Raw genomic sequence first — 22,007 nt, 5'->3', positions numbered from 1 at the left:
CCAAAAAAAGCAAGCGCTTGGGTGGTCAGTGCAGGGGGGCATCTTTATAATCAAGCGGATTTTTTACCCAGGTTTGGCGCCGTCCTCCACGCCCATATGTCATTGGCGTGGTCGGGTCTATTAGACCTTCGGTTGCGCCGCCTGTCCTATAAAAAGCTTTCTAAATCAGTGGTTAGGCAAACCTATGATCAAACTAAAGCATGGGCTCGATTTGCCCATAACGGGTGCGCCGGCACAGCGTATCGAGGCCGCAAGGCCCGTGCGCAGTGTCGCCGTCATCGGCTTCGACTATCACGGGATGAAGCCGACGATGGAAGTGCAGGTCGGTGACCGGGTCAAGCTCGGTCAATTGCTGTTCACCGACAAGAAGACACCCGGCGTGCGCTACACCGCCCCCGCTGCCGGCGTTATCAGCGCCATTCACCGTGGCGAGAAGCGTATCCTGCAGTCCGTGGTCATCGATATCGAGGGCGACGAGCAGGAAACCTTCGTTCAATACGCCGCCGATCAGCTCGAAGCCCTGAGCGACCAGCAGGTTCGCGAAAACCTGCAGCAGTCCGGCCTTTGGACTGCGCTGCGTACGCGTCCGTTCAGCAAGGTGCCGGCGCTCGATGCCGTGCCCAGCTCGATCTTCGTCACTGCGATCGATACGCACCCGCTTGCCGCTGATCCTGCGGTGATCATCGGTGAACATGCCGCTGATTTCGAAAATGGCCTGAAGGTACTGGGCAACCTGGCCAAGGTGTTCCTGTGCAAGGCCGACGGCGCCAACCTGCCTGGCGAGAAACTGGCCAAGGTGCACAGCGAAGCCTTCGCCGGCCCGCACCCGGCAGGCCTGCCGGGCACTCACATTCACTTCCTCGACCCGGTCAGCACCAGCAAGAGCGTATGGCAGATCGGTTATCAGGACGTGATCGCCGTAGGCAAGCTGTTCACCACCGGCCAACTGTTTGTCGAGCGCGTGGTTGCCCTCGGCGGCCCGGTCGTGGAGCAGCCGCGTCTGCTGCGCACCCGTCTGGGCGCCAGCCTGGAAGAACTCACTGCCGGTGAGCTCAAGCCCGGCTTCAATCGTGTGGTTTCCGGTTCGGTGTTCGGCGGGCGTACCGCGCAGGGCGCTTTCGCCTTCCTTGGCCGCTACCACAATCAGGTGTCCTGCCTGAGCGAGGGTAACGAGCGCGAGATGATGCATTACCTGCGTGCCGGCGTTAACAAGCACTCGGTACTGAATATCTTCGTCTCCAAGCTGGCCGGCTCCAAGCTGTTCAACTTCACCACCACCACCAATGGCAGCCCGCGCGCCATGGTGCCGGTGGGTAACTACGAAGCTGTGATGCCACTGGACATCCTGCCGACTCAACTCTTGCGCTACCTGATCGTCGGTGACACCGAGATGGCCCAGAAACTGGGTTGCCTGGAGCTCGACGAAGAAGACCTGGCGCTGTGCACCTACGTGTGTGCCGGCAAATATGAATACGGCCCGATCCTGCGGGACAACCTCACCCGCATCGAGAAGGAGGGTTAATCCGTGGGCATTCGTGCATTCCTCGACAAGATCGAGCACAACTTCGAGAAGGGTGGCAAGTACGAGAAGTGGTATGCGCTCTACGAAGCCATCGACACTTTCTTCTATCGTCCTGGCAGCGTGACCAAGACCACCGCTCACGTGCGTGACGGCATTGACCTCAAGCGCATGATGATCACCGTGTGGCTGTGCACCTTCCCGGCCATGTTCTTCGGCATGTGGAACACCGGCTACCAGGCCAACCTGATCTTCGCCCAGAGCCCCGAGCTGCTGGCGAGCCAGGAAGGCTGGCGCTTCGCCCTGATCGGCTCGCTGGCCGGTTTCGATCCGAACAGCCTGTGGGACAACTTCATCCAGGGTGCGGCCTACTTCCTGCCCGTCTACGCGGTGACCTTCATCGTCGGCGGCTTCTGGGAAGTGCTGTTCGCCTCGATCCGCAAGCATGAAGTCAACGAAGGCTTCTTCGTCACCTCCGTGCTGTTCGCCCTGATTCTGCCGCCTAGCATTCCGCTGTGGCAGGTCGCCCTGGGCATCAGCTTCGGTGTGGTGATCGGTAAGGAAGTGTTCGGTGGTACCGGCAAGAACTTCCTCAACCCGGCACTGACCGGCCGTGCCTTCCTGTTCTTCGCCTATCCGGCGCAGATGTCGGGTGATGCGGTGTGGACGGCGGTCGACGGCTTCGCTGGCGCCACTTCGCTGAGTCTGGCGGCTTCCGGCGGCATCGAGAACGTGATCAACAACGGCATCACCTGGATGGACGCCTTCATCGGCACCATTCATGGCTCGCTCGGCGAAACCAGCACCCTGGCCATCGCCATCGGCGGCCTGGTCCTGCTGATCACCAAGATCGCTTCCTGGCGCATCGTCTCCGGCGTGATGCTGGGCATGATCGGCCTGTCCCTGCTGCTCAACCTGATCGGTTCGAATACCAACCCGATGTTCGCCATGCCCTGGTACTGGCATCTGGTGGTAGGCGGCTTCGCCTTCGGCATGTTCTTCATGGCCACCGACCCGGTGTCGGCCTCCATGACCAACACCGGCAAGTGGATCTTCGGCGCCCTGATCGGCGTGATGGTCGTACTGATCCGTGTGGTCAACCCGGCCTTCCCCGAGGGCATGATGCTGGCGATCCTGTTCGCCAACCTGTTTGCACCGCTGATCGACCACTTCGTCGTTCAGGCCAATATCAAGCGGAGGCTGGCACGCAATGTCTAGTCAAAAAGAATCCACCGTCCGTACGCTGACGGTGGCCCTGCTGGTGTGTCTGGTGTGCTCGGTGTTCGTCGCCGGCGCCGCCATCGCACTGAAGCCGACCCAGGTGGAAAACCGCCTGCTGGACAAGCAGCGCAGCATCCTGGCCATCGCCGGCCTCGGTCAGGCGGGCATGTCCAGTGCCAAGGTCAAGGAAGTATTCGACAGCACCATCACCGCCAAGCTGGTGGACCTGGAGAGCGGCAAGTTCTCCGATGCCTTCGATCCGATCACCTTCGACCCGCTCAAGGCCTCGAAGGATCCGAAGACCTCCAGCGCGCTCAGGAGCAGCGAGGACATTGCCGGGATCAAGCGCCAGGAGCGCTACACCACCGTGTACATGGTGGAGAAGGACGGTGAAGTCGAAACCCTGATCCTGCCGGTGCGCGGTTACGGCCTATGGTCGACCCTGCACGGCTTCATCGCGGTGAAGGGCGATCTGAACACCGTGGTCGGCATGGGTTTCTATCAGCACGGCGAGACCCCGGGTCTCGGCGGCGAAGTGGATAACCCGAAATGGACTGGCCAGTGGCCCGGCAAGACCCTGTACGACGACAACGGCAAGCTGGCCGTGCAGATCGTCAAGGGCGGTGTCGATCCGCAGAGCCCGCAAGCCACTCACCAGGTCGATGGCCTGGCCGGTGCCACCCTGACCAGCGTCGGTGTGGACAACCTGCTGAAGTTCTGGCTCGGCCAGAACGGCTTCGGTCCGTTTATCGCTAACCTGCGCGCAGGGGAGGCCTGATCATGTCGCAACCGACTATCAAAGAAGTCCTGCTCAACCCGGTCTTCAATAACAACCCCATCGGCCTGCAGATCCTCGGGATCTGCTCGGCCCTGGCGGTCACCTCGAACCTGCAGACCGCGCTGGTGATGTCCGCCGCGCTGACTCTGGTGTGCGGTTTCTCCAACCTGTTCATCTCGATGATCCGCAGCCAGATCCCCGGCTCGATCCGCATGATCGTGCAGATGGTGATCATCGCGTCCCTGGTGATCGTGGTCGACCAGGTACTCAAGGCTTATGCCTTCAGTCTGTCCAAGCAGCTGTCGGTGTTCGTCGGTCTGATCATCACCAACTGCATCGTGATGGGTCGTGCCGAAGCGTTCGCCATGCAGAACCCGCCGGTGCTGTCGTTCTTCGACGGTATCGGTAACGGCCTGGGCTATAGCGCCATGCTGGTGGCCCTGGGCGTGATCCGCGAGCTGTTCGGCGCGGGCAAGCTGATGGGCTACGAGATTTTCTCGGTGGTCAACGACGGTGGCTGGTACCAGCCTAACGGTATGCTGCTGCTGCCGCCTTCGGCCTTCTTCCTGATCGGCCTGTTCATCTGGGGCATCCGTAGCTGGAAGAAGGATCAGATCGAGAAGAATGTCTACAAGATGGCGCCTCAGGTATCCAGCAAGGAGGCCTATTAATGGAACATTACATCAGCCTGTTCGTCCGTGCGGTGTTCGTCGAGAACATGGCGCTGGCGTTCTTCCTCGGCATGTGTACCTTCATCGCCATCTCCAAGAAGGTGGAAACCGCCATCGGTCTCGGCGTTGCGGTGATCGTGGTGCTGGGTATCACCATGCCGGTGAACAACCTGATCTACGCCAACATCCTCAAGGATGGCGCGCTGGCCTGGGCCGGCCTGCCTGAAGTGGACCTGTCGTTCCTCGGCCTGCTGACCTTCATCGGCGTGATCGCGGCGTTGGTACAGATCCTCGAGATGACCCTGGATAAGTACGTGCCTGCGCTGTACAACGCCCTGGGTGTGTTTCTGCCGCTGATCACCGTGAACTGCGCCATCATGGGTGGCTCGCTGTTCATGGTCGAGCGTGATTACAACCTGGCCGAAAGCACCGTTTACGGTATCGGCGCGGGTGTGTCCTGGGCACTGGCCATCGCCGCGCTGGCGGGCATTCGCGAGAAGCTCAAGTACAGCGACGTACCGGCTGGCCTGCAGGGTCTGGGCATCACCTTCATCACCATCGGTCTGATGTCGCTGGGCTTCATGTCCTTCTCCGGCGTGCAGCTGTAAGGAAAGGATGAACAGATGAATTACGAAATCTTCCTCGCCATCGGCATGTTCACCGCCATCGTTCTCGCGCTGGTGCTGATCATCCTCGCTGCGCGCGCCAAGCTGGTGTCCAGCGGTGACGTGAGCATCGAGATCAACGGCGAAAAAACCATCGTGGTACCGGCTGGCGGCAAGCTGCTGCAGACCCTGGCCGACAACAACATCTTCCTGTCCTCCGCCTGCGGCGGCGGCGGTACCTGCGCCCAGTGCAAGTGCATCGTCGAAAGCGGCGGCGGCGAGATGCTCTCCACCGAAGAGTCGCACTTCACCAAGCGCGAGGCCCGCGAGGGCTGGCGCCTGTCCTGCCAGACTCCGGTCAAGCAGGACATGAAGATCGAAGTCCCGGAAGAGGTCTTCGGCGTCAAGAAGTGGGAATGCACCGTGGTGTCCAACCCCAACGTCGCCACCTTCATCAAGGAGCTGACGCTGAAACTGCCGGAAGGCGAGAACGTCGACTTCCGCGCCGGTGGTTACGTACAGCTGGAGTGCCCGCCGCACACCGTGTACTACAAGGACTTCGACATCCAGGAGGAGTATCGCGGCGACTGGGACAAGTTCAACCAGTGGAAATACGTGTCCAAGGTCGACGAGACCGTGATCCGTGCCTATTCCATGGCCAACTACCCGGAAGAGCGCGGTCTGGTGAAGTTCAACATCCGTATCGCCTCGCCGCCCCCCGGCAAGGACGATCTGCCGCCGGGCAAGATGTCGTCCTATGTGTTCAGCCTCAAGCCGGGCGACAAGATCACCGTGTACGGGCCGTTCGGTGAGTTCTTCGCCAAGGACACCGACGCCGAGATGGTCTTCATCGGGGGTGGTGCCGGCATGGCGCCGATGCGTTCGCACATCTTCGACCAGCTCAAGCGCCTGAAGTCCAAGCGCAAGATTAGCTTCTGGTACGGTGCGCGCTCCATGCGCGAGTCGTTCTACAACGAAGAGTACGATCAACTGGCCGCGGAGAACCCGAACTTCCAGTGGCACCTGGCGCTGTCCGATCCGCAGCCGGAAGACAACTGGACCGGGCTCACCGGCTTCATCCACAACGTGCTGTACGAGAACTACCTGAAGGACCACCCGGCTCCGGAAGATTGCGAGTTCTACATGTGCGGCCCACCCATGATGAACGCCGCCGTGATCAAGATGCTCACCGACCTGGGCGTCGAGCCGGAGAACATTCTCCTCGACGACTTCGGCGGCTAAGCATGAGGTCTGCTGTACTCCAGCCCGTTATCGCTGTCGCCCTGGCGGCAGCCCTAACGGGCTGCTTGCATTCTGAACGGATCGAAGAGTTCGGTGGCCCGACCATGGGCAGCACCTATTCGGTCAAATACGTCCGCAGTGAAAATGTCGCGCCGCAAGCCGAACTCAAGGCTGCGACCGAGGCGATCCTCGCCGAGATCGATCTGCAGATGTCCACCTATCGCGACGACTCGCTGATCGAGCAGTTCAACCGCGCGCCGGCCGGCACCTGCCAGACCATGCCCAAGGGCGTGCTCGACCTGGTACGCGCCGGCAATCGTCTGCATCAGGAGAGTCAGGGTCACTTCGACCTGACCCTTGAACCCTTGCTCGACCTCTGGGGCTTCGGGCCCAAGGGGCAGGGCGAAGCGGTGCCGGATGCCGAGCGCCTGGCCGAGGTGCGTCAGCGCGTTGGCCAGCAGCACCTGAAGATCGAGGGCGAGCAGCTGTGCAAGGATGCCGATGTTCAGGTCGACTTCAACAGCATCGCGGCCGGTTATGCCGTGGATCTGATCGTGGCGCGCCTGGGCGAGCTGGGCGTCACCAGTTACCTGGTGGAGGCCACGGGTGAACTCAAGGCGGCCGGCTTCAAGCCTGATGGCAGCCACTGGCGCATAGGCCTGGAGGCACCGCGCGACGACCAGCGAGTCGCCCAGCGCATTCTGCAACTCGATGGCTACGGCATCTCCACCTCGGGGGATTACCGCAACTATTTCGAGGAGAACGGCCAGCGCTACTCGCACACGCTCGATCCGCTGACGGGCAAGCCGGTCAACCACAAGCTGGCGGCCGTGACGGTGGCCGATCCATCGACCTTACGCGCCGATGGCTTGTCTACCCTATTGATGGTGCTCGGGCCGGACGTCGGCATGGCCTTCGCCGAGCGCAACGGTATCGCGGCGTTTTTCGTGACGCGTGAGGGCGAGGGCTTCGTCACACAGGGCACGACCGCATTCGAGCAGCTATTCGCTGCAGGAGATGAGCAATGACGTTTCTGGTTGTATTTCTGGCCATGGTCCTGGTCGTCGGCATGATGGCCGTCGGCGTGATCATGGGGCGCAAACCCATCGCCGGTTCCTGCGGTGGCATCGCCAACCTGGGTATCGAAAAGGAATGCTCGATCTGCGGCGGTAGCCGCGAGAAGTGCGAAGAGGTCAATCGCGACAAGGCCGATGCGCCGAACACCGACCTGGCTTACGACGCGAGCAAGCGCTGAAGCACCTATGATTGATTGCCGGCCCCGCCCGCGCGGCGCCGGCCCCGCCGAGGGTGCGGCACAAGTGCCCCGGCCTGATGCGAAGGAGTAAACATGGCGGTCTACAACTACGATGTGGTGGTGCTGGGTTCCGGCCCGGCGGGCGAGGGCGCGGCGATGAACGCGGCCAAGGCCGGGCGCAAGGTGGCGGTGGTGGACAACCGGCCGCTGGTCGGCGGCAACTGCACCCACCTGGGCACCATTCCCTCCAAGGCGCTGCGCCATTCGGTGCGGCAGATCATGCAGTTCAACACCAACCCGATGTTCCGCCAGATCGGCGAGCCGCGCTGGTTCTCCTTCCCCGACGTGCTGAAAAGCGCGGAGAAGGTGATCGCCAAGCAGGTTACCTCGCGCACCGGCTACTACGCGCGCAACCGTATCGACACCTATTTCGGCACCGCCAGCTTCGCTGACGATCAGACGGTCGAAGTGGTCTGCCTCAATGGCGTGGTGGAAAAGCTGGTGGCCAAGCAGATCGTCATCGCCACCGGCTCGCGCCCCTACCGCCCGGCCGATGTCGATTTCCGCCACCCGCGTATCTACGACAGCGACACCATCCTCAGCCTGGGGCACACGCCGCGCCGTCTGATCATCTACGGCGCCGGGGTCATCGGCTGCGAGTACGCCTCGATCTTCAGCGGTCTGGGGGTGCTGGTCGACCTGATCGACAACCGCGAGCAGTTGCTCAGCTTCCTCGACTCGGAAATCTCCGATGCGCTCTCCTATCACCTGCGCAACAACAACGTGCTGATTCGTCACAACGAGGAGTACGAGCGCATCGAGGGGGTGGAGAATGGCGTGGTCCTGCACCTGAAGTCCGGCAAGAAGATCAAGGCCGATGCGCTGCTGTGGTGTAACGGCCGTACCGGCAACACCGATCAGCTGGGTCTGGAGAACATCGGCATCGCGGTCAACAGCCGTGGCCAGATTCAGGTCGACGAGTACTATCGCACCGAGGTCAGCAACATCTACGCCGCCGGTGACGTGATCGGCTGGCCGAGCCTGGCCAGCGCCGCGGCCGACCAGGGCCGTTCCGCAGCCGGCAGCATCGTCGACAATGGCAGCTGGCGTTTCGTCGACGACGTGCCGACCGGTATCTACACCATTCCGGAGATCAGCTCGATCGGCAAGACCGAGCGTGAGCTGACCCAGGCCAAGGTGCCTTACGAAGTGGGCAAGGCTTTCTTCAAGGGCATGGCGCGTGCGCAGATCTCGGTCGAACCGGTGGGCATGCTGAAGATTCTCTTCCACCGCGAAACCCTGGAAGTGCTGGGTGTGCACTGCTTCGGCTATCAGGCTTCTGAGATCGTGCATATCGGTCAGGCGATCATGAACCAGAAGGGCGAAGCCAACAGCATCAAGTACTTCATCAACACCACCTTCAACTACCCGACCATGGCCGAGGCCTATCGGGTTGCCGCATTCGACGGCCTCAACCGGCTTTTTTGAGCGGCTCCGGCCGGCGGCCTGAGCCGGTCGGGGAGACAGGCTGGGTAGTGGCTTCCGAATGGCGCTGGCCGAATCGGGAGAGCTTCTAGCGTCTCAGGCGGCAGCAGAACGACAAAACCGGCTCCTGGCCGGTTTTGTCGTTTTGGATCCTGTAGGGCGGGTGGAACCTGCCGTTTCCGTGGGTGGTGACGAAGGCGCGCCAGATGCTTTGCCGTAGGGTGCGCCATGCGCACCAGGGCGTTCTGCTCTCGGTGGGAAACTCAATCAACCCATGCTAGTGCGCACCGCGCACCCTACATGGCTCAGCCGCGCAGCGTCTGCACCGCCAGGCCGGGGAAGTCGGTGATGATGCTGTCGGCGCCGAAGTCGGCCAGGCGGCGCATCAGCGCCGGCTCGTTGACCGTCCACACCGACACGTGCAGCCCCTGCTTCTGCGCTTTGAGCAGGCGCTCCGGGGTGCACAGCGTCCAGTTCAGTGCCAGCAGGTGACAGTCATAATGGGCGGCCACCTTCAGTGGATCGAGCCAGGCGTATTCGGCGACCAGGCCCAGTTGCAGCTGTGGAGTCAGCTCGCGCGCGGCCTTGAGCACCTCTCGTGAGCTGGAGGTGATGGTGATCTGTTCACGCAGGCCGAAGCGCTCGGCCAGTTCGGCGATGGCCAGCACGGTGCGTGCGGCACGCACTTTCGAGGCGCTTTTCACTTCCAGCTGCCAGTGCTCGAAGCGGCATTGCTCGAACAGGTCTTCCAGGCGCGGAATGGGGCAGGGACGCACCCAGCCCGGGCCGCCCTTGCGCGCGTCGTACTGGATCAGCTCGGCGGCGTCGTGTTCGACCACCTTGCCGCGCACGCCAGTGGTGCGCTTGAGCGTCGGATCGTGAATCACCATCAGTTCGCCGTCGCGTGACAGGTGCAGATCCAGCTCGCAACGGTTGACGCCATGCTCCAGGCAGCGCTGGAAGCTGGCGAGGGTGTTTTCCGGGGCTTCGCCCTTGGCGCCGCGATGGCCGTAGATCAGGGTCACTGTTGCTCCTTGGCGGTGTCGAGGTGGCGCGGCTGGTGGTGGCGCACACTGTTGATCACGTGATCGTATTCGAAATAGACGCTGAATTCGCGGTAGTCCCAGCGGGTGATCGGCGGCTGGCCGACCGGCTGGTGCTCCTCATCGGCCAGGCCGAAACGCTCCAGCACCGAGCGCTTGGACTCGCCCTTCTGTGGCAGGTTGCGGGCATCGATGTCTGCCCCCTGACTGCCGAGCGGAATGGTCAGGATGTCGGCGAACGAGGGGGCAGGGACAAGCAGTGCGAGCAGCAGAGCGAAGCGATACATGGCGGTTCCTTGACGGCGTTCATTCGCGGGCCTGGCGACGTTCCAAGGCCTGTCTCTGCAGGATATGCCGGGCCAGCAATTGGCGCTGTGCGTCGGTCAACGCTTCGAACTCGGTGCCGATCTCGTACTGGCCGTCGCTGCGTGTGCTGCAATGCACCACTTGAGCACGCAGCAGCAGACCGAGGGCCTGTGGCATCAAGACCATCTTGATCGCCAGGTGACTGCCGATTGCCACGGACTGGGGGTGGCTGAAACTGATGCCACCCTCGGACAGCGAAACCTGGCGCGGGGCGCCGATGTCGCGCAGCAGGCTCTGCGCCACGGCCTGGCCGAGCAGGTCGATACGCTTGTTGATCACCTTCAGGTAATTGGCCAGGGTGCGGTCGCGCTCGCTGATATGGCGTAAAAGATGCTGCGACTCGAAGTCCATCAGGTGCAGATCGCTGAGCAGGTTGAACAGCGGCGAAGGGTCGTGAAGCACGTCGCTGGCCTGGGCTTCGGCCCCTGACAGCAGGCTGAATTCCAGTGCGATCGTATCCTCGATACGGTAGTATTCGCGGCGATCATCTACATCGTTAGTCGACATGGCGAACCCATGAAAGCGGTGGTGGTCGAAGACCCAGTTGAAAGTCTCGAGAACGGGATGCGTGCCAGGCGGGTATCGCTGGGCAGGCGCCGGTTACGAATGGTAAACGAGCAACTCTCGCTTCGCTCGCCCCTTCGGGGTCACACTGAAGTGCGATAGCCATGATGGGCTTTCCAGGTGTTTTAACGCAGCCGGCCCGGCGCGTAGCCGACTCCGAGTCGCTTCTGAGTGTAAGGCCGCTGATCCGGCCCCGCCACATGGACGTTTTTCTTTTCCCCCGAATCTCTCCGACATGTTCAGACCTCTGTTCGTATTCATCGGTACGCGCTACACGCGAGCCAAGCGCCGCAACCACTTCGTCTCCTTCATTTCCCTGACGTCCATGCTCGGCCTCACCCTGGGGGTGATGGTGATGATCCTGGTGCTGTCGGTGATGAACGGCTTCGACCACGAGATGCGCACTCGCGTGCTGGGGATGATTCCTCACGCCACGGTCGAATCGCCGACCCCGGTCAGTGACTGGCCAGCACTCGCGCGACAGGTCGAGCGCCACCCGCGTGTCGAGGCGCTGGCGCCCTTCACCCAGATGCAGGGCCTGCTGACGCACGACGGCAAGGTGCAGAAGGTGCTGATCAATGCCATCGATCCCGAGCAGGAGCGCAAGGTATCGATCATCGACGGCTTCTTTCAGGAAGGCAGCCTCGACAGCCTGCAGCCTAGCGATTTCGCCATGGTTATCGGCGACAAGGCGGCGGCCAAGCTGGGCCTGAAGCTGGGCGACAAGGTCACCTTCGTCGCCCCCGAAGTCACCGTGACCCCGGCCGGCATGTTCCCACGCCTGAAGCGTTTTACCGTCACCGGCATCTTTCACGTGGGTGCCGGCGAGATCGACGGTGCCCTGGCCCTGGCCAACATCAGCGACCTGGCGCGCCTGCAGCGCTGGCAGCCGGATCAGGTCCAGGGCCTGCGCCTGAAGTTCGACGACCTGTTCCAGGCGCCACGTAGCGCCTGGGAGATCGCCCAGACCCTCGACGGTGATTTCTACGCTCGTGACTGGACCCGCACCCACGGCAACCTGTACCAGGCCATCCGCATGGAGAAGACCATGATCGGCCTGCTGCTGCTGCTGATCGTCGCAGTGGCCGCCTTCAACATCATTTCCACCCTGGTGATGGTGGTGACCGACAAGAAGGGTGATATCGCCATCCTGCGCACCCTTGGCGCCACGCCACGGCAGATCATGGCCATCTTCATGGTGCAGGGCACGGTGATCGGTGTGGTCGGCACCTTCATCGGCGCCGTACTGGGGATTCTCGCGGCGCTCAACGTCAGCAGCCTGATCGCCGGCATCGAGCGCCTGCTGGGCATCAAGTTTCTCAATGCCGATGTCTACTTCATCGATTACCTGCCTTCGCAACTGCAGAGCGCCGACGTGGTGATGGTCTGTACCGCGGCGCTGCTGCTGAGCTTCTTCGCTACCCTGTATCCGGCCTGGCGCGCCGCGCGCACCCAGCCCGCCGAGGCCCTGCGCTATGAGTGAATCCATGAATCAGAACGCCATGAAACAGCACAATGCCGTGCTCAGCTGCCGCAACCTGAGCAAGCGTTACGACGAAGGTCCCGAGTCGGTAGTCGTGCTCGACGGGCTCGAACTGGAACTCTTCCCCGGCGAGCGCGTGGCCATCGTCGGCAGCTCCGGCTCCGGCAAGAGCACCCTGCTGAATATGCTCGGTGGTCTGGATACGCCCAGCGAGGGCAGTGTCTGGCTGGCCGGCGAGCAGCTGTCGGCGCTGAGCGAGACCGCCCGTGGCCTGCTGCGCAACCGTGCGCTGGGTTTCGTCTATCAGTTCCATCACCTGCTGGCCGAGTTCACCGCGCTGGAGAACGCCTGCATGCCGCTGCTGATCGGCAAGACGTCGATCGCCGAAGCGCGTCAGCGCGCGACGGCATTGCTGGAGCGCGTGGGGCTGGGGCATCGCCTCAATCACAAGCCGGCCGAGCTGTCCGGTGGCGAGCGCCAGCGTGTGGCCATCGCCCGTGCGCTGGTCAATCGTCCTGGGCTGGTGCTACTCGACGAGCCAACCGGCAACCTTGATCAGCACACCGCCGAAGGCATTCAGGAACTGATGCGCGAGCTCAGCCGCGACTCCAATACGGCGTTCCTGGTGGTGACCCACGACATGCAGCTGGCGCGGCAGATGGATCGCGTGCTGAGCCTGCAGGACGGCAAGCTGGTGGCCCTCTGATGTTTCGTCCGCTGAGTATCTTCATCGGCGCTCGCTACACACGGGCCAAGCGCCGCAATCACTTCATCTCCTTCATTTCGCTGACTTCGATGATCGGCCTGGCGCTTGGCGTACTGGCGATGATCGTGGTGCTGTCGGTGATGAACGGCTTTCAGAAGGAAATGAGCTCGCGGATTCTCGGCATGGTGCCGCATGCCATGGTCTATGGTGCCGAGCCGGTTGCCGACTGGCGCGCCCTGGCCGGCAAGGTCATGGCCAATCCGCAGGTGCTGGCTGCCGCGCCTTATGCCGAGCTGGAGGGCATGCTGTCGCATCGCGGGCTGATGCAGCCGATTCAGATCCACGGCATCGATCCGGCAGAGGAGGGCAAGGTGTCGATCCTGCCCGAACACATTCGTCAGGGCAGCCTGAACAATCTGCAGCCCGGTGAGTTTGGCGTGGTGATCGGCGACATCACTGCACGGCGCTTCGGTCTGCAGGTCGGCGACAAGCTGACGCTGATCATTCCCGAGCTGAGCAGTGCGCCCGGTGGTGTCACCCCGCGCATGCAGCGTCTGAACGTGGCGGCGGTGTTCAAGGTCGGCGCCGAGCTGGACAGCTCGCTGGCGCTGATCAACGTCGCCGATGCCGCGGCTATGCAGCGCCTGCCGGAGGGCACGGTGCCGGGCATCCGCCTGGCGCTGAAGGACCTGTACCAGGCACCGCAGGTGTCCAAGGCGCTGCTGGCTGAGCTGGGTGCTGGCTACCGCGCCGATGACTGGACCCACACCCAGGGCAGTCTGTTCAGCGCGATGAAGATGGAAAAGACCATGATCGGCCTGCTGCTGCTGCTGATCGTCGCAGTCGCCGCTTTCAACATCATCGCCACCCTGATCATGGTGGTGGCCGACAAGGGCGGCGATATCGCCATCCTGCGCACCCTGGGCGCCACACCGCGGCAGATCATGGCCATCTTCATGGTGCAGGGCTCGGTGATCGGCCTGGTCGGCACCCTGATCGGCACGGTGCTCGGCGTGCTCGCGGCGCTGAATGTCAGTGCGCTGGTGGCCTGGCTGGAATCCTTCGCCGGGCAGCAGGTGCTGAGCTCCGACGTGTACTTCATCAGCAGCTTGCCATCTGACCTGCAGTGGCTGGATGTGGCACTGATCTGCTCGGCGGCATTGATCCTGAGCTTCCTCGCCACGCTCTATCCATCCTGGCGAGCGGCACAGGTGCAGCCGGCCGAAGCGCTACGCTACGAGTAAGAACGAAAAAGCCGTCGCATTCGACGGCTTTTTCTTTTCAGCGGCGTTCCAGTCGACGCTTTTCCTGGCGCTTGCGCCAGCTGCGCTGGACCCACCAGCGCCAGTAGAGCATGGTCAGCACATAAGCCAGTGCGGCCAGGATCAGGCCACAGACGAAGGAGCCCAGGTACAGTGGTTTCCACAGGACGGCGACTTCGGCCGTGATCCACTCCAGGCTCAGGGTCTGTGGCATGCGCACCGGCGGCGTCTGCATGATCCAGGCGCCCATCTTGTAGGTGCAGTAGAAGATCGGCGGCATGGTGATGGGGTTGGTCAGCCAGACCAGGCCGATGGAGATCGGCAGGTTGGCGCGCAGCGGGATGGCCACGGCAGCAGCGGCCAGCATCTGCATGGGCATGGGGATCATCGCCCAGAACAGGCCGATGGCCATTGCCCGGGCTACCGAGTGACGGTTGAGGTGCCAGAGATTGGGATCATGAATCAGCTTGCCGAGAAAGCGCAGGGACTTGTTACCCTTGATGCTGTCGGGGGTGGGCATGTAGCGCTTGAATAAACGACGCGGCATGAAGAGTCTCTGGGCAGGCAAAAGCGCCGATATTATGCACGGATTCAGCAGGGCCAGCGTTGCCATATTGTGACCGAAGGTGAGCGCCGGACGCGCCCACAGCCGCTCTATGAGGAGGAAGGATGCGAACAGGGATGTTGGCGCTGGCCTTGGGGTTATTGACGCTGCGTTTTCTGCCGAGCCTGCCGCCGGGCTGGCTCTTGCTGGCTGCAGCCTGTGCCGGTCTGTCCTTGCTGTTCACGCGCGTGTACCCGCTGGGGTTCTTCCTGCTGGGGCTGGCCTGGGCGTGCAATTCAGCGCAGTGGGCGCTGGATGATCGCCTCGCCCCTGAGCTCGACGGCCGCACGCTGTGGCTGGAGGGACGGGTGGTCGGGCTGCCCGAAGTTTCCGATGGTGTCGTGCGCTTTCTGCTGGAGGAGGCGCATTCGCGTCGCGCCGAGTTGCCGAAAAGCATACGGGTGGCCTGGTATGGCGGGCCACGGGTGCAGGGCGGTGAACGCTGGCGTCTGGCAGTCAACCTGAAACGCCCGCATGGTCTGGTCAATCCGCAGAGTTTCGACTACGAGGCCTGGTTGCTGGCTCAGCGTATTGGCGCCACGGGCACGATCAAAGCCGGGGAGCGTCTGACTCCCGCTTCGGGCCTGGGAAGCTGGCGCGACGGTTTGCGTCAGCACCTGTTGGCCGTACCGGCCTTTCAGCGAGAAGGCGCCATCGCCGCTCTGGTCCTGGGTGACGGTTCGGGCCTGAGCACCGACGATTGGCGCCTGCTGCAGCACACCGGCACGGTGCATCTGATGGTCATCTCCGGGCAGCACATCGCGCTGCTGGCCGGCTTTCTCTACGGCCTGGTGGCGTTACTGGCAAAGCTCGGCGCATGGCCGGCGCGCTGGCCCTGGCTACCCTGCGCCTGTGCCCTGGCGCTGAGCGGAGCCTTGATCTACGGCGTGTTGGCGGGTTTCGAGGTGCCGGTGCGCAGGGCCTGCGTGATGGTCGCGCTGGTGCTGCTGTGGCGCATGCGCTTTCGCCATCTGGGCGCATGGTGGCCGCTGTTGCTGGCCTTGATCGTGGTTCTGCTGCTGGAGCCATTGGCTTCGCTACAGCCTGGTTTCTGGCTGTCGTTCTCGGCGGTGGCGGTGCTTGTTCTGGTATTCGGCGGTCGGCTCGGCGTCTGGGGCTGGTGGCGCGGACTCACGCGTGCGCAATGGACCATGGCCATCGGCCTGCTGCCGATGATGCTGATCCTCGGCCTGCCGGTCAGCAGCAGCGGGCCGCTGGCCAACCTGGTCGCCGTGCCCTGGGTCGGGATGGTGGTCGTGCCCCTGGCTTTGCTGGGCACCTTGTTGCTGCCGGTTCCCGTCGTCGGGGAGGGGCTTCTGTGGCTGGCCGGCGGTGCGCTGCACCTGCTGTTCGAACTGCTCGGCGTTATTGCCGAGTGGCTACCTGCCTGGCTGCCGAGCGATCTGCCGCTATGGGCCTGGCTGCTGGCAGCGGCAGGAGCGTTGTTGCTCCTGCTGCCGGCCGGTGTGCCGCTGCGTCTACCCGGCCTTGCACTGTTGCTGCCGGCCTTGCTGTTGCCGTCAAAGCAACTGCTCGATGGCCGTGCCGATGTCTGGGTGCTGGACGTGGGGCAGGGCCTGGCCGTGCTGGTGCGTACCCGGGAACACGCCCTGCTGTATGACGCCGGGCCGCGCTTTGGCGATTTCGATACGGGTGAGCGTATCGTCCTGCCCTCGTTACGCGCGCTGAACGTCCGGCATCTCGATCTGATGCTGCTCAGCCATGCAGACAACGATCACGCTGGCGGCGCGTTGGCGATCCAGGCCGGTATGCCGGTGAGGCGGGTGATCAGCGGTGAGCCGCAAAGGCTGGCCGACGCGCTCGGCGCGGAAGCTTGCGAGTCCGGGCAGAGCTGGCAATGGAACGAGGTGACCTTCAGGTTGTGGCAGTGGCAGCGGGCCAGCTCCGGCAACCAGCTGTCCTGTGTCCTGCAGATCGAGGCAGCGGGCGAACGTCTGCTGTTGACCGGCGATATCGACGTGCAGGCCGAGCGGGCACTGATGCAGGCAGACTTTCCCCTGGCCTCGCATTGGTTGCTGGCGCCGCATCACGGCAGTCGCACTTCGTCCAGCCAGGCCTTTATCGATGCCGTCGAGGCGCAACATGTTCTGATCACCCGCAGTCGCCACAACGCCTTTGGCCATCCGCACCCGCAGGTGCTGGAGCGTTATCGGGCCGCAGGTGTCGAGGTACATGACACCGCGCTCGACGGCGCACTGCATCTGCGCCTGGGCGAGCATGCCGCAGCGCGGGCGTTGCGACGCGAGCCACGTTTCTGGCGGGAAAAATGAGAACGGCGGCGGTCGGCGGGAAGGGTCTGTGGGTGTTTCGTCACAAGTCGCGTTGCTGCGCCAAATGGCGCCAGGCTAGGCGCAGGACGCAGGTAATGGTGTCCCCTTGCCTAGTCCTGCAACAACGCATGGCGCTATTTGCCGCGCAACCCGTAGGGACGGGCCTGTTTTGCTGCAGTGCGTCGTTGCTCGTCGCTCGTTTGGAATGACCAAACCACACTCCTCGCGCCTAGCCCTGCAGCAAAACAGGCACCGTCGCGGCTGTGACGAAACGCCCACAGACCCTTTAAACCCTATGCTAGAGTGGCGCCACTTTTTCGAGGGGGATTCTCTACCGTGTGGGAACTGGTCAAAGCTGGCGGCTGGATGATGCTGCCGATCATTCTCTGTTCCATCGCTGCTGCCGGCATCGTCGCCGAGCGCCTCTGGACCCTGCGGCCCGCCCGCGTCACCCCGGCCAACCTGCTGGCCCAGGTGTGGCGCTGGATCAAGGACAAGAAACTCAACAATCAGAAGCTCAAGGAGCTGCGCGAGGATTCGCCGCTGGGGCAGATTCTCGCCGCCGGCCTGGCCAACTCCAAGCATGGTCGCGAGATCATGAAGGAGTGCATCGAGGAGGCCGCCGCGCGCGTCATCCATGATTTGGAGCGCTACCTCAATGCCCTCGGCACCATCGCCGGCATCGCGCCGCTGCTCGGTCTGCTCGGCACCGTGCTGGGCATGATCGAGATCTTCAGCTCCTTCATGGGCTCGGGCATGGCCAACGCGCCGATGCTCGCCGGCGGTATCTCCAAGGCTCTGATCACCACCGCGGCCGGCCTGATGGTGGCGATCCCTGCGCTGTTCTTCCATCGTTACCTGCAGCGCCGCGTCGACGAGCTGGTGGTGGGCATGGAACAGGAAGCGATCAAGCTGGTGGAAATGGTCCAGGGTGATCGCGACGTCGACCTGGGCGAGGGCAAGGCGTGAAATTCCGGCGCAAACCGCGGGAGAACGTCGAGATCAACCTGGCCTCGTTGATCGACGTGGTATTCATCCTGCTGCTGTTCTTCGTGGTCACCACCACCTTCACTCGCGAGACCCAGCTCAAGGTCGACCTGCCCGAGGCGGCCAGCGGCACGCCGCCGGAGCAGACCGAGCTCAAGCAGGTGGAGGTGCTGATCGGTGCCGACGGCGCGTTTTCGGTCAACGGCAAGGCGCTGCTGGAGAGCAACCTGAGCAACCTCATGGCGGCGCTGCAGAAGGAGTCCGACGGCGACAACAGCCTGCCGCTGATCATCAGCGCCGACGGCAAGACGCCGCACCAGGCGGTGATCACCGCTATGGACGCCGCCGGCAAGCTGGGCTTCTCGCACCTGCGCATCACCACGGTGGAAGCACAGGAAACTCCCTAGGTGAGCGCTGCCGATCGCCTGCTCGAGGCCTGGTACCGCGGCCACCCGGCGCTGGCGCTGCTGCGCCCGCTGGAGTGGCTGTACCGCCGCGTGGTGCAGGGCAAGCGCAAGCGCTTTCTCGCCGGCGAGGGCGACATCTACCGTGCGCCGGTGCCGGTACTGGTGGTGGGCAACATCACCGTCGGCGGCACCGGCAAGACGCCGCTGATTCTCTTTCTGATCCAGCACTGCCGCGCCCGAGGCCTCAAGGTCGGCGTGGTCAGCCGCGGCTATGGCGCCACGCCGCCGAGCCTGCCGTGGCGCGTGCGTGCCGATCAACCGGCCGCACAGGCCGGTGACGAGCCGCTGCTGATCGTCCAGCGCAGCGGCGTGCCCCTGATGATCGACCCGGACCGCAGCCGCGCCGTGCGTGCGCTGCTGGCCGAAGAACCGCTGGACCTGATCCTTTGCGACGATGGCCTGCAGCACTACCGTCTGGCGCGCGATCTGGAGCTGGTGCTGATCGATGCCGCGCGTGGCCTGGGCAATCGCCGCTGCCTGCCGGCCGGGCCGCTGCGCGAGCCGGCCGAGCGTCTGGCTCAGGTGGACGCCGTGCTGTTCAATGGCGCCGACACCGATAGTGCCGAGGGTTACGCCTTTCGCCTGCAGCCGGCCGCACTGGTCAACCTGGCCAGTGGCGAACGTGTCGGCCTCGAGCACTTCCCGCCCGGCCAGGCCGTGCATGCGGTGGCCGGCATCGGCAACCCGCAGCGTTTCTTCAATACCCTCGAAGCGCTAAACTGGCGCCCGGTTCCGCACCCCTTTGCCGACCATGCGCAGTACGATGCCGCCCAGCTCAGCTTCGAGCCACCGCTGCCCCTGCTGATGACGGAAAAGGATGCGGTGAAATGCCGGGCCTTCGCCGCCGCCGACTGGTGGTACCTGGCCGTCGACGCCGTGCCCACGCCGGCTTTCGTCGACTGGCTGGACAAGGAGCTGGCTCGCCTCATACCGAGGTCTTGATGACCTCACCAAGGACTGCGCCATGGACCTGAAACTGCTCGACATTCTCGCCTGCCCGATTTGCAAGGGCCCGCTGCAGCTCTCCGAAGACAAGACCGAACTGATCAGCAAGGGTGCCGGCGTGGCCTACCCGATTCGCGACGGCATCCCGGTGATGCTGGAGAGCGAAGCACGCACCCTCAATACCGACGAGCGTCTGGACAAGTAAATGAGCGCAGCCTTCACCGTCGTCATTCCCGCCCGTTACGCCTCCACCCGTCTGCCCGGCAAGCCGCTGCAGGACATCGCCGGCAAGCCCATGGTGCAGCACGTCTGGGAGCAGGCCAGGAAGAGCTCGGCCAGCCGTGTGGTGGTCGCTACCGACGATGCGCGCATCAAGGAGGCCTGTAAGGCTTTCGGCGCCGAGGTGCTGCTGACCCGCGAGGATCACAACTCCGGCACCGACCGTCTGGCCGAAGTGGCTACCCAGCTCGGCCTGCCGGCCGATGCCATCGTGGTCAACGTGCAGGGTGACGAGCCGCTTATTCCGCCTGTGATCATCGATCAGGTGGCGGCCAACCTGGCGGCCAACCCGCAGGCCGGTATCGCCACCCTGGCCGAGCCCATCGAAGACGTCACCGCGCTGTTCAACCCCAATGTGGTCAAGGTGGTCGCCGACAAGAATGGCCTGGCCCTGACCTTCAGTCGCGCGCCGCTGGCCTGGGCGCGCGATGCCTTTGCCAGGAGCCGCGACGTGCTGCCGGCCGGCGTGCCTTATCGCCGTCATATCGGCATCTATGCCTACCGCGCGGGCTTCCTGCATGACTTCGTCGCCTGGGGCCCGTGCTGGCTGGAAGACACCGAGTGCCTGGAGCAGCTGCGCGCGCTGTACAACGGTGTGCGTATCCATGTCGCCGATGCCCTCGAAGCACCGGCTGCCGGTGTCGATACCGCCGAAGACCTGGAGCGGGTGCGCCACCTGCTGGGGGCCTGATGAAGGTCCTGTTCGTTTGTCTCGGCAACATCTGCCGTTCGCCCACGGCTGAAGGCGTTTTCCGTCACAAGCTGCGTGCGGCAGGGCTGGAGCATCGCGTGCAGGTGGATTCCGCCGGCACCGGCGACTGGCACGTCGGCAAGGCGCCGGACAGTCGTACGCGCCAGGCGGCGCTACGCCGTGGCTATGATCTGTCCGCACAACGGGCGCGTCAGGTCGAGGCCGCCGACTTCCAACGCTTCGACCTGATCCTGGCCATGGATCAGAGCAATCTGCGCAATCTCCAGGCGCTGCGCCCGGCCGAAGCCCGCGCCGATCTCGATCTGTACCTGCGTCGCTATGAACTGGCGCTGGATGAGGTGCCCGACCCGTACTACGGCGGCGACGAGGGCTTCGAGCAGGTACTGGACCTGATCGAGCAGGCCAGCGATGCGCTGCTGAACGAAATCAAGGGGCGCCTGTGAGCCTGAATCTGCAGAGCGACGTTTCGCTCAAGGCCTTCAACAGCTTTGGCGTCGATGTACACGCACGCTGCTTCGCTGAAGCCCGCAATGATGACGAAGTGCGCGAGGCGCTGAGCCTGGCCGAGCAGCAGGGCTTGCCGCTGCTGGTGATCGGCGGTGGCAGCAACCTGCTGCTGACTCGCGATGTCGAGGCGCTGGTGCTGCGCATGGCCAGTCGCGGCATTCGCATCCTCGAGGACGATGGCGAGCAGGTGCTGGTGGAGGCCGAAGCCGGCGAGCCCTGGCATCCGTTCGTGCAGTGGAACCTGGCACAGGGTCTGAACGGCCTGGAAAACCTCAGCCTGATTCCCGGCACCGTCGGCGCCGCGCCGATGCAGAACATCGGCGCCTACGGTGTGGAGATCAAGGATCTGTTCGCCGGCCTCACCGCGCTGGACCGGCATACCGGCGAGCTGCGCGATTTTGCGCTGGAGGAGTGCGCTTTCGCCTATCGCGACAGCTTGTTCAAGCGCGAAGCCGGGCGCTGGCTGATCCTGCGCGTGCGCTTTCGCTTGAGCCGCCTGGCTTCGCTGCGCCTGGACTACGGCCCGGTGCGCCAGCGTCTTGCCGAGATGGGCGTGGAGGCGCCGACTGCCAGCGACGTCAGCCAGGCCATCTGCACCATTCGCAGCGAAAAGCTGCCCGATCCCGCCGAACTGGGCAATGCCGGCAGCTTTTTCAAGAACCCGGTGGTGTCGTTCGAGCTGGCCGAGCGCATCCGTGCCGAGCACGCCGACCTGGTCAGCTATCCGGCGGGCGATGGTCTGGTCAAGCTGGCCGCCGGCTGGCTGATCGAGCGGGCAGGGTGGAAGGGCGCGCGTGAGGGTGATGCCGGCGTGCATCGTCTGCAGGCGCTGGTGCTGGTCAACTACGGCAGCGCCACAGGTGCGCAACTGCTGCAACTGGCGCAGCGCATTCAGAGCGATATCCTGCAGCGTTTTGGCGTAGCGCTGGAAATCGAACCCAACGTGCTTTGAGCTGTGGGCCGGCCGTGATCCGGCGACTGCCGTTTCCGGATTGCATCCGGTCTGTTTGCAGCG

24 protein-coding genes are annotated in these 22,007 nt (G+C 63.6%); 20 read left to right on the top strand and 4 right to left on the bottom strand.

All coding sequences use genetic code 11. From position 1 onward, the window contains the following. The first annotated feature begins 184 nt into the window (after positions 1–184). The 9 genes from BLS61_RS01165 (at position 185) to sthA (ending at position 8,779) form a co-directional block, all read left to right on the top strand. Positions 185–1,522 (top strand): Na(+)-translocating NADH-quinone reductase subunit A, encoded by a 1,338-nt coding sequence (locus BLS61_RS01165; protein ID WP_090426197.1) that lies wholly within the window; start codon positions 185–187, stop codon positions 1,520–1,522. 3 nt (positions 1,523–1,525) lie between these two features. Beyond that, a complete protein-coding gene (locus tag BLS61_RS01160; RefSeq protein ID WP_012018134.1) occupies positions 1,526–2,737 on the top strand; it encodes an NADH:ubiquinone reductase (Na(+)-transporting) subunit B in 1,212 nt (403 codons plus the stop codon). Then, on the top strand, positions 2,730–3,518 hold the full coding sequence (locus BLS61_RS01155; RefSeq protein WP_012018135.1) for a Na(+)-translocating NADH-quinone reductase subunit C: 789 nt from the start codon (positions 2,730–2,732) through the stop codon (positions 3,516–3,518). Before BLS61_RS01160 ends, BLS61_RS01155 begins: the two co-directional genes overlap by 8 nt. After that, positions 3,515–4,189, top strand: a complete 675-nt coding sequence (locus BLS61_RS01150) for an NADH:ubiquinone reductase (Na(+)-transporting) subunit D (RefSeq protein ID WP_198134353.1) — start codon at positions 3,515–3,517, stop codon at positions 4,187–4,189. Before BLS61_RS01155 ends, BLS61_RS01150 begins: the two co-directional genes overlap by 4 nt. After that, complete coding sequence (gene nqrE / locus BLS61_RS01145) at positions 4,189–4,797, top strand: NADH:ubiquinone reductase (Na(+)-transporting) subunit E (protein ID WP_079784158.1); 609 nt, start codon at positions 4,189–4,191, stop codon at positions 4,795–4,797. The genes BLS61_RS01150 and nqrE overlap by 1 nt, the downstream gene beginning before the upstream one ends. 15 nt (positions 4,798–4,812) lie before the next feature. Beyond that, a complete protein-coding gene (gene nqrF, locus BLS61_RS01140) occupies positions 4,813–6,036 on the top strand; it encodes an NADH:ubiquinone reductase (Na(+)-transporting) subunit F (RefSeq protein ID WP_090426195.1) in 1,224 nt (407 codons plus the stop codon). Between the two features lie 104 nt (positions 6,037–6,140). Further along, entirely contained in the window at positions 6,141–7,064 is a 924-nt protein-coding gene (locus tag BLS61_RS01135; protein ID WP_090426191.1) for an FAD:protein FMN transferase, read from the top strand. Then, positions 7,061–7,291: a (Na+)-NQR maturation NqrM gene (gene nqrM, locus BLS61_RS01130; RefSeq protein ID WP_090426188.1), complete on the top strand. Its 231-nt coding sequence runs from the start codon at positions 7,061–7,063 to the stop codon at positions 7,289–7,291. The genes BLS61_RS01135 and nqrM overlap by 4 nt, the downstream gene beginning before the upstream one ends. 93 nt (positions 7,292–7,384) lie before the next feature. Further along, on the top strand, positions 7,385–8,779 hold the full coding sequence (gene sthA, locus BLS61_RS01125; protein WP_090426184.1) for a Si-specific NAD(P)(+) transhydrogenase: 1,395 nt from the start codon (positions 7,385–7,387) through the stop codon (positions 8,777–8,779). 302 nt (positions 8,780–9,081) lie between these two features. On the opposite strand, the gene BLS61_RS01120 is transcribed toward sthA, so the two are convergent. Genes BLS61_RS01120 through BLS61_RS01110 form a run of 3 tightly spaced genes read right to left on the bottom strand, consistent with a single transcriptional unit; the run spans position 9,082 to position 10,692 of the window. Beyond that, positions 9,082–9,801 (bottom strand): glycerophosphodiester phosphodiesterase, encoded by a 720-nt coding sequence (locus tag BLS61_RS01120; RefSeq protein WP_090426181.1) that lies wholly within the window; start codon positions 9,799–9,801, stop codon positions 9,082–9,084. Further along, complete coding sequence (locus BLS61_RS01115; protein ID WP_090426178.1) at positions 9,798–10,106, bottom strand: phosphodiesterase; 309 nt, start codon at positions 10,104–10,106, stop codon at positions 9,798–9,800. Before BLS61_RS01115 ends, BLS61_RS01120 begins: the two co-directional genes overlap by 4 nt. A 19-nt stretch (positions 10,107–10,125) precedes the next feature. Continuing rightward, positions 10,126–10,692 carry a PilZ domain-containing protein gene (locus BLS61_RS01110; RefSeq protein ID WP_090426175.1) on the bottom strand — a complete coding sequence of 189 codons (567 nt, stop codon included), beginning with the start codon at positions 10,690–10,692 and terminating at the stop codon, positions 10,126–10,128. Positions 10,693–10,984: 292 nt separating this feature from the next. Here BLS61_RS01110 and BLS61_RS01105 point away from each other — a divergent pair, with 292 nt between their 5' ends. From BLS61_RS01105 to BLS61_RS01095, 3 genes are read left to right on the top strand one after another with little or no spacing between them, the layout of a single operon-like run. Then, positions 10,985–12,232 (top strand): lipoprotein-releasing ABC transporter permease subunit, encoded by a 1,248-nt coding sequence (locus BLS61_RS01105; RefSeq protein ID WP_090426173.1) that lies wholly within the window; start codon positions 10,985–10,987, stop codon positions 12,230–12,232. Positions 12,233–12,236: 4 nt separating this feature from the next. Beyond that, entirely contained in the window at positions 12,237–12,938 is a 702-nt protein-coding gene (gene lolD, locus BLS61_RS01100; RefSeq protein ID WP_024307562.1) for a lipoprotein-releasing ABC transporter ATP-binding protein LolD, read from the top strand. Further along, on the top strand, positions 12,938–14,182 hold the full coding sequence (locus BLS61_RS01095) for a lipoprotein-releasing ABC transporter permease subunit (protein ID WP_090426171.1): 1,245 nt from the start codon (positions 12,938–12,940) through the stop codon (positions 14,180–14,182). Before lolD ends, BLS61_RS01095 begins: the two co-directional genes overlap by 1 nt. 37 nt (positions 14,183–14,219) lie before the next feature. On the opposite strand, the gene BLS61_RS01090 is transcribed toward BLS61_RS01095, so the two are convergent. Then, positions 14,220–14,747 carry a DUF2062 domain-containing protein gene (locus tag BLS61_RS01090; RefSeq protein ID WP_024307564.1) on the bottom strand — a complete coding sequence of 176 codons (528 nt, stop codon included), beginning with the start codon at positions 14,745–14,747 and terminating at the stop codon, positions 14,220–14,222. Positions 14,748–14,881: 134 nt separating this feature from the next. Between BLS61_RS01090 and BLS61_RS01085 the strand changes: the two genes are divergently transcribed. From BLS61_RS01085 to murB, 8 genes are all read left to right on the top strand, one after another. Continuing rightward, positions 14,882–17,095: a DNA internalization-related competence protein ComEC/Rec2 gene (locus BLS61_RS01085; protein WP_090426168.1), complete on the top strand. Its 2,214-nt coding sequence runs from the start codon at positions 14,882–14,884 to the stop codon at positions 17,093–17,095. A 336-nt stretch (positions 17,096–17,431) separates the two neighbouring features. Further along, a complete protein-coding gene (locus BLS61_RS01075) occupies positions 17,432–18,064 on the top strand; it encodes a MotA/TolQ/ExbB proton channel family protein (protein WP_013714801.1) in 633 nt (210 codons plus the stop codon). Then, positions 18,061–18,489, top strand: coding sequence for an ExbD/TolR family protein (locus tag BLS61_RS01070; RefSeq protein WP_090426166.1), 429 nt, complete (start codon positions 18,061–18,063; stop codon positions 18,487–18,489). The genes BLS61_RS01075 and BLS61_RS01070 overlap by 4 nt, the downstream gene beginning before the upstream one ends. Next, positions 18,490–19,491: a tetraacyldisaccharide 4'-kinase gene (lpxK, locus tag BLS61_RS01065; RefSeq protein WP_090426164.1), complete on the top strand. Its 1,002-nt coding sequence runs from the start codon at positions 18,490–18,492 to the stop codon at positions 19,489–19,491. A gap of 22 nt (positions 19,492–19,513) precedes the next feature. Then, positions 19,514–19,699 carry a Trm112 family protein gene (locus BLS61_RS01060; protein ID WP_013714804.1) on the top strand — a complete coding sequence of 62 codons (186 nt, stop codon included), beginning with the start codon at positions 19,514–19,516 and terminating at the stop codon, positions 19,697–19,699. After that, complete coding sequence (kdsB, locus tag BLS61_RS01055) at positions 19,700–20,464, top strand: 3-deoxy-manno-octulosonate cytidylyltransferase (protein WP_090426162.1); 765 nt, start codon at positions 19,700–19,702, stop codon at positions 20,462–20,464. Then, positions 20,464–20,928, top strand: a complete 465-nt coding sequence (locus BLS61_RS01050) for a low molecular weight protein-tyrosine-phosphatase (RefSeq protein WP_090426159.1) — start codon at positions 20,464–20,466, stop codon at positions 20,926–20,928. Before kdsB ends, BLS61_RS01050 begins: the two co-directional genes overlap by 1 nt. Next, complete coding sequence (murB, locus tag BLS61_RS01045; RefSeq protein ID WP_090426156.1) at positions 20,925–21,944, top strand: UDP-N-acetylmuramate dehydrogenase; 1,020 nt, start codon at positions 20,925–20,927, stop codon at positions 21,942–21,944. Before BLS61_RS01050 ends, murB begins: the two co-directional genes overlap by 4 nt. Positions 21,945–22,007: the final 63 nt, after the last annotated feature.

Source organism: Ectopseudomonas guguanensis, from assembly GCF_900104265.1.
GTDB classification, from domain to species: Bacteria; Pseudomonadota; Gammaproteobacteria; order Pseudomonadales; family Pseudomonadaceae; genus Aquipseudomonas; species Aquipseudomonas guguanensis.
The sequence above is the reverse complement of the archived record's forward strand: the minus strand, read 5'-3'. Positions and strand labels throughout refer to the sequence as shown.

Coding starts and splice junctions, on each gene's coding strand:
- BLS61_RS01085 (WP_090426168.1), top strand. CDS start 14,882: ATGTTGGCGCTGGCCTTGGGGTTATTGACGCTGCGTTTTCTGCCGAGC.
- sthA (WP_090426184.1), top strand. CDS start 7,385: ATGGCGGTCTACAACTACGATGTGGTGGTGCTGGGTTCCGGCCCGGCG.
- BLS61_RS01110 (WP_090426175.1), bottom strand. CDS start 10,692: ATGTCGACTAACGATGTAGATGATCGCCGCGAATACTACCGTATCGAG.
- nqrE (WP_079784158.1), top strand. CDS start 4,189: ATGGAACATTACATCAGCCTGTTCGTCCGTGCGGTGTTCGTCGAGAAC.
- BLS61_RS01090 (WP_024307564.1), bottom strand. CDS start 14,747: ATGCCGCGTCGTTTATTCAAGCGCTACATGCCCACCCCCGACAGCATC.
- lolD (WP_024307562.1), top strand. CDS start 12,237: ATGAATCAGAACGCCATGAAACAGCACAATGCCGTGCTCAGCTGCCGC.
- BLS61_RS01105 (WP_090426173.1), top strand. CDS start 10,985: ATGTTCAGACCTCTGTTCGTATTCATCGGTACGCGCTACACGCGAGCC.
- BLS61_RS01095 (WP_090426171.1), top strand. CDS start 12,938: ATGTTTCGTCCGCTGAGTATCTTCATCGGCGCTCGCTACACACGGGCC.
- nqrF (WP_090426195.1), top strand. CDS start 4,813: ATGAATTACGAAATCTTCCTCGCCATCGGCATGTTCACCGCCATCGTT.
- BLS61_RS01155 (WP_012018135.1), top strand. CDS start 2,730: ATGTCTAGTCAAAAAGAATCCACCGTCCGTACGCTGACGGTGGCCCTG.
- BLS61_RS01135 (WP_090426191.1), top strand. CDS start 6,141: ATGGGCAGCACCTATTCGGTCAAATACGTCCGCAGTGAAAATGTCGCG.
- kdsB (WP_090426162.1), top strand. CDS start 19,700: ATGAGCGCAGCCTTCACCGTCGTCATTCCCGCCCGTTACGCCTCCACC.
- BLS61_RS01050 (WP_090426159.1), top strand. CDS start 20,464: ATGAAGGTCCTGTTCGTTTGTCTCGGCAACATCTGCCGTTCGCCCACG.
- BLS61_RS01115 (WP_090426178.1), bottom strand. CDS start 10,106: ATGTATCGCTTCGCTCTGCTGCTCGCACTGCTTGTCCCTGCCCCCTCG.
- nqrM (WP_090426188.1), top strand. CDS start 7,061: ATGACGTTTCTGGTTGTATTTCTGGCCATGGTCCTGGTCGTCGGCATG.
- BLS61_RS01060 (WP_013714804.1), top strand. CDS start 19,514: ATGGACCTGAAACTGCTCGACATTCTCGCCTGCCCGATTTGCAAGGGC.
- BLS61_RS01165 (WP_090426197.1), top strand. CDS start 185: ATGATCAAACTAAAGCATGGGCTCGATTTGCCCATAACGGGTGCGCCG.